This window comes from Paractinoplanes bogorensis (genome assembly GCF_018829635.1).
GTDB classification, from domain to species: domain Bacteria; phylum Actinomycetota; class Actinomycetes; order Mycobacteriales; family Micromonosporaceae; genus Actinoplanes; species Actinoplanes bogorensis.
The window spans coordinates 162,665-173,021 of sequence record NZ_JAHKKG010000018.1 but is presented as its reverse complement, the minus strand read 5'-3'; the positions used below and the strand labels follow the sequence as shown (position 1 = coordinate 173,021).

The 10,357-nt window shown below is 69.9% G+C and carries 7 protein-coding genes; 2 read left to right on the top strand and 5 right to left on the bottom strand.

Features of this window, described 5'->3' with window-relative positions; translation table 11 throughout:
- The 4 genes from KOI35_RS42865 to KOI35_RS42850 form a co-directional block, all read right to left on the bottom strand.
- Window positions 1-5,066 (bottom strand): WXG100 family type VII secretion target (locus KOI35_RS42865; RefSeq protein WP_215795486.1); only part of this gene is annotated, 5,066 nt, incomplete at its 3' end.
- Window positions 5,067-5,087: 21 nt separating this feature from the next.
- Window positions 5,088-5,876: a hypothetical protein gene (locus KOI35_RS42860; RefSeq protein ID WP_215795485.1), complete on the bottom strand. Its 789-nt coding sequence runs from the start codon at window positions 5,874-5,876 to the stop codon at window positions 5,088-5,090.
- Window positions 5,877-5,943: 67 nt separating this feature from the next.
- On the bottom strand, window positions 5,944-6,246 hold the full coding sequence (locus KOI35_RS42855) for a WXG100 family type VII secretion target (RefSeq protein WP_215795484.1): 303 nt from the start codon (window positions 6,244-6,246) through the stop codon (window positions 5,944-5,946).
- 29 nt (window positions 6,247-6,275) lie between these two features.
- Window positions 6,276-6,596: a WXG100 family type VII secretion target gene (locus KOI35_RS42850; RefSeq protein WP_215795483.1), complete on the bottom strand. Its 321-nt coding sequence runs from the start codon at window positions 6,594-6,596 to the stop codon at window positions 6,276-6,278.
- A gap of 292 nt (window positions 6,597-6,888) precedes the next feature.
- Here KOI35_RS42850 and KOI35_RS42845 point away from each other — a divergent pair, with 292 nt between their 5' ends.
- Window positions 6,889-7,305: a YbaB/EbfC family nucleoid-associated protein gene (locus KOI35_RS42845; RefSeq protein WP_215795482.1), complete on the top strand. Its 417-nt coding sequence runs from the start codon at window positions 6,889-6,891 to the stop codon at window positions 7,303-7,305.
- The gene (locus tag KOI35_RS42840; RefSeq protein ID WP_215795481.1) at window positions 7,302-8,216 is read left to right on the top strand and encodes a hypothetical protein; all 915 of its coding nucleotides are present in this window, start codon (window positions 7,302-7,304) and stop codon (window positions 8,214-8,216) included. The genes KOI35_RS42845 and KOI35_RS42840 overlap by 4 nt, the downstream gene beginning before the upstream one ends.
- 132 nt (window positions 8,217-8,348) lie before the next feature.
- Here KOI35_RS42840 and KOI35_RS42835 read toward each other — a convergent pair whose 3' ends face one another.
- A complete protein-coding gene (locus tag KOI35_RS42835) occupies window positions 8,349-8,666 on the bottom strand; it encodes a hypothetical protein (protein WP_215795498.1) in 318 nt (105 codons plus the stop codon).
- Between the last annotated feature and the right edge of the window lie 1,691 nt (window positions 8,667-10,357).

Here is a 10,357-nt window from a genome sequence, read left to right as displayed (position 1 = left end):
TCAGCCGGGATCGGTGCCTGAGACTCGGCCGAGATCGGTGCCTGAGGCTCAGCCGGGATCGGTGCCTGAGACTCGGCCGAGATCGGTGCCTGAGGCTCAGCCGGGATCGGTGCCTGAGACTCGGCCGGGGCAGGAGTCTGGGGACTAGTAGTGGTGGCCGTGTCGGAACCAGCCGAGGTGGGCGGCTCGGACCCCGCCGACGGCGACGCCTGGGGCTCGACCGAGACAGGCGCCTCATAACCAGCCGGGGCAGTCACCTGAGGCACGGACACGTCGGAACCGACCGGGGCCAGCGGCTCAGACCCCGCCGACGCCGACGCCTGGGGCTCAGCCGAGACAGGCCCCTCGTGACCAGCTGGAGCAGCCGGTTCGGTGGGCGCGCCCACTTCGGATCCCGTCGGCGCAGGCGAATCCGCTACGCCTGACACGGACGGCTCGGGGCCGGTCCCGGGAGGCGGCAGCGCCGAACCGTCCGAGGCCGCCGAACCGGAGGACACAGCCGGAGTATCGGCACCGGAGGGCTCAGGCGCCCACGACGCAAAGATGTTCTCCGGCGCGGGCGCAGCGGGCTGGCCAGGAGCCGTGAGGTCACCCGCCGGTTGTGAGGACTCACTTACGTCTGCAGGAGGCGCAGACTCGCCGACGTCCGCGGGATGTGAGGACTCACTTACGTCCACAGCCAGCGCAGGTCCAGCAGCATCCCCAAGAAGTGAGGACTCACTAACGTCCACAGCCAGCGCAGGTCCAGCAGCATCCCCAGGGAGCGAGGACTCACTAACGTACACAGCCAGCGCAGATCCACCGGCATCCCCGGGAAGTGAGGACTCACTTACGTCCGCGGGGAGGGCAGGCTCCCCGCCATGCGTCAGAAGCGAGGACTCGCTGGCGGACGTTGCGAGTGAGGACTCACTAACGAAGGACTCCGGGGCAACAGGGGCCGGCATTGCCGTCTCCGGGACTATGGGCGTTGAGGGTTGGGGCTCCGGCGCTGCGGGCGACACGTCTTGTGTGGGCTCGGCAAAGGTGGGCGGCGACCCGAAGTTGTCGGACGTGGACGGGACGGCCGTCACAGGGTCCGACACGACGAACCAGGAGTCAGATGTGGGCGGTGCGGGCTCTGCGCTCACACCGCCATAGGCCTGGCTGCCGTCCGGCGACTGTCCGAAACCCGCGCTGTCGAGGCCTGCGGGATCGCCCGGCTCAATACCGCCCGCTGCCGCCTCCAAGCCCACGCCGTCGACCGACCCGCTGCCAGCCGTGCCGTCCAGGCCTGCAGGATCGCCCGGCTCAATGCCGCCCGCTGCCGCGTCCAAGCTGACGCCGTCGACCGTCCCGCTGCCGGCCGTGCCGTCCAGGCCTGCGCCGCCGGTGGGGGTGCCTCCGGTCGACGCGGGATTGTCGGCGGCGGTAGTCGGCTGCCAGTCGGTGTTGTCGGCGTCGACCAGGCCGGATGCCTCGGAACGGTCGGGACCGCTCGGGTCGCCTGGGCCGGCTGTGCTGCCGGGGATGCCTGGCATTCCGGGCATCATCGGTGGCATGCCGGGACCGCTGGCCGGGGCTGGCGTGGTTCCGGTCGGCTCGGTTCCGGTGTCGGGCAGGTCGACCTCGTCGACCGGGTCCATCGAGGGGCCGTCGGTGACGCCGAAGTCGTTGCCACCCAGCCATTCCGGGACGGTCAGGCCGGCGCCGCCTGCTGCTGTACCGGCCGGTGCGGCCGGACTCTCCAACTGCGCCCCGGACGGGCTCCAATCGGCCCCGTCGGCTCCGATCAGGCCGCTGGCATCGGGTGTGTCCGGGATGCCGGGACCACCGCCCGCGCCCATAGGGCCGGCCCCTGGTCCTTGACTTGGCATCATCGGCATGCCGGCCGGCGGCACGCTCGAGGCCGGCCCGCCCGTTTCACCAGCTCCGGTCAGGTCAGAGCCGCCCTCCGGGGCGCCCGGCAGCTGAACGCCACCGTCGGGCACTTCAGCGCCACTGCCCCAACCACCCGACCCGTCACCGACGCCGCCGGGCACATCAACGCCACCCTCCGGAAGACCAGGCACAGAAACGCCATCGTCGGGAAGGCCCGGCACAGCCACGCCGCCCTCCGGAAGGCCCGGCGCCGAAACACCGCCGTCGGGCAGGCCTGGCACGTTCAAGCCGCCCTCGGGCAAGCCGGGGATATCGATACCGTTGTCCGAGATGCTCGGTCCGGAGCCGTCCCAGCTCGGCAGGTCCGGCGCGGTGATGCCGTTACCGGGCGAGGACGAGCCGGGGACCAGCAGGCCTGAGCCGCCGGCCTCGGTGCCGGACGGGGCGTTCGGCAGGTCGAGGTCTACGCCGGACGGCTTCCAGGTGTCGGCATCGCCGGACACCAGGCCCTGGGCGTCGGGGGAGTCGGGCAGCGCCGAACCGCCGCCCAAGCCACCGCCGCCGGTGCCGGGCATCCCGGGCATCATGGGGACGCCCGCGCCGGGGATCGCCGTGCCCGGGACCGTCGCTTCGCTCGACGAACCGGGGCCGGTCGGCAGCACCGGCTCGGTCAAGCCGACACCACCGGCGGAGGCGCCACCGGGCGCGGACGGGCTGTCCACACCGCCCGCTCCGGACGGATTCCAGTCGTCCGCGTCACCGGTGACGAGACCGCCGGCGTCGGGCGCGTCGGGAAGACCAATGCCGCCGCCCAGGCCGCCACCACCGGCACCGGCACCGGCACCGGGCATGCCGGGCATCATCGGGGCACCCGGCAAAGCCGTACCGCTCGGGGGTCCGGACACGGCCGGCAACTGCGGGTCGGTCAGGCCGAAACCACCGGCCGACGCACCGCCCGGCGCGGCCGGACCGTCGACACCGCCCGCACCGGACGGGCTCCAGTCGTTCGCGTCACCGGTGACAAGCCCGCCCGCATCCGGCGCGTCCGGAATGCCGACGCCGCCCGTGCCCAGACCACCGGCACCGGGCGCGCCGGGCATCATCGGCATGCCACCGCCCAGACCGGCCCCACCAGGCAACACACCCTGCGGCGCCTCCGGCGAACCCACCGACGGAACCGACGACTGCCAGTCACCCGAGTCACCGGTGACAAGACCACCGGCGTCCGGTGCATCCGGAATACCCACGCCGCCCGCGCCCAGACCACCGGCACCGGGCGCACCCGGCATCATCGGCATGCCACCGCCCAGACCGGCCCCACCAGGCAACACACCCTGCGGCGCCTCCGGCGAACCCACCGACGGAACCGACGACTGCCAATCACCCGAGTCACCGGTGACAAGACCACCGGCGTCCGGTGCATCCGGAATACCCACGCCGCCCGCGCCCAGACCACCGGCAGCGGGCGCACCCGGCATCATCGGCATGCCACCGCCCAGGCCGGCCCCACCGGGGAGCATGCCCTGCGGCGCTTCCGGCGAACCCACTGACGGGATCGACGACTGCCAGTCACCCGCGTCACCGGTGACAAGACCACCGGCGTCGGGCGAGTCCGGGATACCGGCGCCACCCGCGCCGAGACCGCCACCACCGGGAGCGCCCGGCATCATCGGCATGCCACCGCCCAGGCCGGCCCCTCCGGAACCGATGCCGCCGGGCGCGCTGGGCGATCCGATGATGGGGGCGGCGCCGTCCCAGTCGTTCTGGTCGCCTTCGAGGAGGCCGTTCGCGTCGGGGGCGTCGGGGATGCCCGAGGCGTTCAGGCCGCCGGCCCCGCCACCGGGGGCGCCGCCGATCGGCATGCCGCCGGGCGAGTTGAGGCCGGGAACGTCGACACCGGCACCGTTACCGCCCAGCCCGCCGGCCGTGGGTGGAGCGGGCACGGTCGGGGGCTCGACACTGCCGACGCCCCCGCCCGCACCGCCGGGCGTGCTGACCTGCGGCGGGACGACGGCTTTGTTCTGAGTACCGAGATTCTGCGTACCGAAGCCGCCCGCACCCGGAACGTTCGGCACCACGGGGGGCACGAACGAGCCGTTGCCACCGGAACCGTTCGCGCCGGGACCGTCCAGGCCGGGAAGACCGCCGCCAAGACCGCCAGGGCCACCACCCAGACCGCCACCGCCAGTCGGCAGTGACAAGCCGGTCGGCGGCGGGGTCACCTCGGGCGCGGTGAAGGCGTTCGTGGCCGGCCCGTTGCCGCCGCCCGGATTGAAGGCCGGCGTCGACACGTTCGGGGTGGACAGATTGGGCGTGGACAGGTTCGGCGTGGAGAGATTGGGGGTCGACAGGTTAGGCGTGGAGAGGTTGGGCGTCGAGATGTTCGGGGTGCTGATGTTCGGCGTACTGATGTTGGGTGTGCTGATGTTCGGGGTCGAGATGTTGGGCGGCGTGGTGATCGGCGGGGCGCTGAACGAGGGGCTGGTGAAGTTCGGCGTGGTGAAGTTGGGCGTGGTCAGCTCGGGGGTGCCGGTGCCGTCCGGTGGCACCACCGAGCTGTAGGTGAAGTCGTACTGCCCGGCCACCGTGCCGACGACCTGCGACATCTGGCGCGCCATCGGCTTCTCGAACTGGGTACCACTGATCGGCACCATCTTCCCGCTGCCGTCGCCGACGCCGTTCTGTGCGGCGATGCTGGCCCACGACGAGTCGAGGTAGTGCATGGTCTGCTGCGCCCACGACAGGTAGTTGGCGCTGGTGTAGAGCTGGTTCGGGATCGAGTTGATGTTGTTGGTGCCGGCCGCGCCCGCGATCCGCTCGGACTGGTTGCCCAGCCAGTCGGCGAAGTGCTGCATCTTGGCCAGGAAGGCCTCGGCGGCCTGGCCCTGCCACGCCCGGTCGGCACCGGCGACGGCGTCGGACTGACGGCGTACGAAATCCTCGAGGTAGGTCAGCGTCTCCTGGGCGCGCTGGAAGGCGACCGCGGCGTCCATCACCGACTGGGGGCTGACCAGGCTGGCCGCCTCGGTCTGGCCCGCCTCGGTGGCCAGCGCGGCGCCGCCGGTCACCGCGGCGAGGAGCTTGCGCCAGCCACGCTCCTCCTCGGCCCAGGCTTCGTAGTCGAGGAGGTTGCTGGTGTCGATGGTCTGAGGACGGAAGGTCGCTTCTTCCTCGGCTGAGTTCTGCCACGCTTCGTTGTCGTCCGACATGTCTCCGCCCTCAAAACCGTGTTACTGGTTTCCGCCGGTGGTGGTACCGCTGCTCTGCCCGTAGTCGGCCAAGCCGTCGATCTTGCCCCAGGCGTTGCCCATGTTGTCGCCGAGCTGGGTGGTTGTCATCTCGTTGAATTCCTCGGCGTTGTCGTAGCTGTCCGCGATCTTGAGGAGTCCCTCCTTGACCGCGAGCAGCGCCTCGTGCGAGGCGAGCAGCAGGCCCATGGCGTCGCCGCGCAGGCCGGCGTCGTTGGAGTTGACGCCCTCGATCTTCTGGCGCAGCACCTCGGCCTTGGCGAAACCACCGGGCAGCATGGCGATGTCGCCGAGCTGCTTGCGGGCGGTGAGGATGAGGTTGGAGCCGCCGTCGTCGAGCCCGACGATCGCGCCGATCTGGTTGGCCACGTGGCGCAGCGCCTCGGTGCTGACCGCCAGCTCCTGGTTGGGGTTGTTGCCGCCCGAGTACTCGGTGTCCTCCGGGTGCTCGAACGTGTTCTCCGGCATGTCGTACGGCGGGTTGTCCTCGTCGTACGGCGTGACCGTGACGTTGTCCTCCTGGGTGACGTCCTTGTTGTGCTGCTCGACGATGGCCTTCCACTCGTCGTGCTGGATGACGTCGTCGGTGTACCAGTCGACCAGCGCCTGCTCGTCGTCGTCCCAGTCGATGTCACCGTCGTAGTCGGTGCGCCAACGCTCGATGACCGAGCGGGCCCAGCCGTTCTCGAAGCCGTGCTCGGCGTCGTATTTGGGCAGGATGCCGACCGCGTCGACCGCCTCGGGGTTGGCATAGCTGAAGTCGATGCTCATCGGGCCGGTTTCCCTTCATCGGTGGAGGACGGCCGGCCGCCGAGACGACGGCCGGCGTACGCCGTGATCAGCCGCCGCGGACGTCGTTCCAGATCTGCGCGTGACGCTGCTCGGTGGTGCCGTAGTTGTCGGAGATCTGGAGCAGCGTGACCCGGGCCTGGTCCAGGTAGACGGTCATCTGGTCGGCCGACTGGTTCCAGGCCGCCTTCGACACGTAGTACTGCTGCTGGGCGGCACCGGTCCACTCGGCCAGGCTGGCCTCGACGGTCTGCTCCATCTGGGCCAGCGCCGACTTGATGCGCTGGTTGATGGCGTTCATGTCGTAGAGCACGGCGTCGGCCTGCTGGAAATTGAACGTGTAGTTCGACATCAAAACCTCCTTTGAGTACGCGAAAAAGGTCAGACGCCGGGAAGTGCGGCGCCGAACGAGTTGGCCGTGTTGGCCGCGTCGTCCTCGGCCTGGATGTAGCCCTTGGTGGTCACGCCCATCACGTCGAGCATGTTGATGAGCTCGTTGATGACCCGCTGGAAGGCGCCCTCCCAGCTGTCCATGGCCTGGTTGAAGCCGGCCGAGGCCTGACCCGTCCAGGACCCCTGCAGCGTGGCCATCTGGCTGTTCACGGCCTGCAGCGAGCCGGTGAACTCGGTGGCCTTGTCGGAGAACTCCTGGGCTGCACGCTGCATGCCCTCTTCGGTGGTTTGCACCTGTGGCATCGTCACGGCAGAAACTCCTCACGTCGGGTGCCGGTGGTCGGGTCGTGCACCCGGGCGGGGAACCACCACGCGGGCACAAGAGTTTTGAATCATCGGCCTCCTCCCCGGCAAGGACGGCACGTGACCGGATGTCCGAAAGACGGGCAAGAGTGCACTCGTTCGCCCGATCCGTGACCGGTCAGGGACGGGTAGGGAAAGGCGTCTGCACGAAAGTCCCCCGGAACCGTGACAAGTCTTCCGCGCCGCGAGCTCACCGATCTTCACTGAACGCCGACTCTTCGCCGGCGTGGAGGTGGGCATGGACTTCAACGAGCGCATCGAAAGCTTGTTCGAGGAGTACCAGCGTCAGCGCAACAGCCTCACCGAGATGCAGCAGAAGATGCGGGCGCTGACCGCCACCGCCACCTCACCCCGCCGTGAGGTGACCGTCACGGTCGGCCAGAACGGGGTGCTCACCGACATCAAGTTTCCGACCTCGGCCCACAAACGCCTCACGCCGGCCGACCTGACCGAGGTCATCCTGGCCGCGTACGGGGAAGCCAAAGAGGACGTGACGGGTCAGGCGGCGGCCGTGCTGGCCCCGATGCTGCCCGAGGGCACGGACGCGCGGGCACTTGTCGACGGTTCCGCGGGGACGGACGCCTATCTTCCGGCCGAGCCGAGGATGGCTACGAGCGTACGGGAAATGCTCGGTCTTGGTCGGACACCGCGATGACCCAGCCGCGGGGACGCCTTTACGTCAACCCGGACGGTGTCGTCTCGGTCGGTGACGCGTACGGCGAGCATGTGCAGATCTATGACACCTACCTGGCCAACCTGGTGTCGTTGCGCGAGCGCTACTCCAAGGCGTGGGGCAACGACGACATGGGGCAGCAGTTCTCGACCAAGTTCCTGGCCGGCCTGGACAACCTCGAAAGCCTGATCGGCGGGGTCAAGGGCACGTTGCAGTACACCGCGGAAGGGCTGCAGTCGTTCGGTAAGGCGTATGCGGAGGCGGACGAGAGCGCGAAAGAGGTCGGGCGGCAGATGCAGGGCGACTTCGAGGAGTCGTTCGCGCCGAAGGCCCGTCGTGCGGTGGCGGCCCCTCCTGCACCGGTCGAGGGTGCGGAGGGAGAACCCCTACAGGCTTTACGCCGTACGCGGGTAGCCGCTCTGCCTTTGGAAAGCTCGCCCGACGAGGGCCAACCCCTTATGCGCGCCATGCGGTCGACGCGGATGGCCGTCGAGGCGCCCGAACTGGAGCCCACGCACACTTTTGCGCGAAGTGTGCGTGCCGAGGCCGCCTCGCCCATGATGCCGGCCATTTCGAGCATGATGCTCAAACCCGAGTACACAACCGCGCTCGTCGGCGGTGAGGCGTTGCCGGAGGGTTACCGGTTGCAGGCCCTTAACCCCTTTCCCGACGGTACGACCCGTGTCGACGCCAACCTCTACGAGTCGATAACCCCTCTTTCCGGTACGACGGTGACCACGCCCGACGGTCAGCCGATCGAACCCGACGGACGGCAACTGTTCGTCGTCAAGGACAACCCGGCCGCCGACGCGACGCAGCCCGGATACCAGCCGCTGGTGCTGAGCTACGCGCCGGACGGGACCCCGAGCCCGCTGATTCCGGGCGATGCCTGACTTCCACATCCCCAACGACCCCGAGTGGCAGTGGGCGTACGACCTCATCCTGTACGGGGTCGGTGAGGAGTTCCCGGAGGCCGACCCGACCGCGTTGCGGGCCATGGGCGAGGAGCTGTACGGGTTCACCAGTCAGCTGCTGAACGGCCTGGGCGCCACCGCCAACCTCGGCAACGCGCTGAGCGGCAGCCTGAGCGGTCCCGCGGCGACGGCGTTCGCGCAGTTCCAGGGCGACATCACCAAGAACGTGCCGACCGGCGCGCAGATCTCCACCTCGCTCGGCGACGCCGCGTACAAGTTCGCCCTGGACTCGGAGTCGACCCAGTACAACATCGTCATCGCCGCGTTCACCCAGGTCGTCGAGATCGCGATCGCGATGTCCACCGGCTTCGGCGCGGCGGCGGTCCCCGGCCTGATCAAGATCGGCCAGGAGATCGTCAGCGCGCTCATCAACTTCCTGCGCTCCCGCCTGCAGAACATGCTCATGCGCATCATGTGGGAGGGCATCCAGGAGGGCCTCGAGGAGCTGTGGCAGAGCGCGGCGGCCCAGCTGATGCAGATCGCCGAGGGAAACCGCAAGGACGGCTTCGACTACAAGGACCTGGCGATGTCGTTCGCCGGCGGCGTCTTCATCGGCGCCGGCGTGGCCGGCATGCACCAGATCGGCGGCAAGTTCTACCCGAAGATCAACAAGAACGTCTACAGCCGGGAAACCCTGTCCGGCCTGTCGGAAACCCTGTTCGAGGGCCTGTTCTCGATGATGGTGGGCGGGGGCGGCTTCAACCCGTTCGCCACGTTCTCGTCCTCGATCATCGGCGGGATGGCCCACCATTACGCGACGGAGTTCGGCAATCAGTTCGGGCCGACGCCGGATCCGAGTGCGCTGAAGCCGCCGCCGGAGTTGAACACGGGTGCCGGGCCGGGCAGCCCGACGCCGAAGGGCATCGAGGGACCTGACGTTCCGTCCGGTGCGGGGCCGGTGGGTGCGGGACCGACCGGGGCAGGGCCCACGGGTGCAGGGCCGACCGGGGCAGGGCCGACCGGTGTCGGACCTGCGGGCCCTGCGCCGGTCGTAGCGAGCCCGAGCGGCACGACCGCGCCCAGCGGTCTCAACACTCCGCCCGGGAGTGTGCCGGGCGGAGCCCAGACGCCCGCATCCGGCACGTCCGGGTCGCCCGCACCCGGGCCTGCTTCGGCGCCCCCAGGCGCCACTCCAACGCCGTTCGCACCGGGAGCCGAGGCACCGTCGAACGTTGGTACGCCGGCCCCGATCACCGGCGACGCACCGGCACCGGCCGACGTGAACCCGCCACCTGTGGCACCCGGCACGAACCAGTCCGGTGTCAACTCGCCCGTTCCCGTCGGACCAGAGGCACCAAGCCCGAGCGGCGCAGGCTCACCCGCTCCGGTCGGCGGCAATCCGCCCGCTTCCATCAGCGACACAGCGAATCCGGCAACGCCTTCCCCCGTCGGCGCGGGCACTCCTCCCCCAGCCGGCGCGGGCACTTCTCCCCCGGTCGCCGTCGGCACAGCCAACCCGGCTCCCGTAGGCATACCCAACCCGGCCGACACCAGCACGCCAAGCCCGGCTGGAGCCAACGCATCCACCTCAGCGGCCGGCACACCCTCGCCAATCGACACCAACGCTCCGACACCTGCGGACGCAAACACCCCGGTCGGCGCTGCGGTCCCCAACGCACCGGCCCCTGCTGCGCCTGGCCCGCTCGATACCAACGCGCCTGGCCCAGCCGCTCCGGGTGCGTCCGGCCAGCAAGCCACCGGTGGTCCGGTCCCGGTGGGCAGCAATCCTTCCGGTCCGATCGGGACGAGCGGACCGGCAGCAGCCGCTCCCAACCTTCCTGGCCCAGTCACCGTCGATGGGCCAACTGCGAACGGCGCGACACCGCCGTCCGCTGTAAATGGGTCAGCCCCGATCGGCGGAAACACCTCTGTCGGCAGCGGAGCAGCAGCACCCACCACCGGCCCGACCCCAGCAACCGGCAACCCAGGACCACAGGGAACCAACGCCGGTATCAGCACCCCGCCGACCAGTCCTACGACACCGGGCCCTTCGACCAGTCCGGTCGGCCAGCCGACTGCCGTCTCCCCTCCTGCACCGGCGACCAGCCCCGTAGTAATCG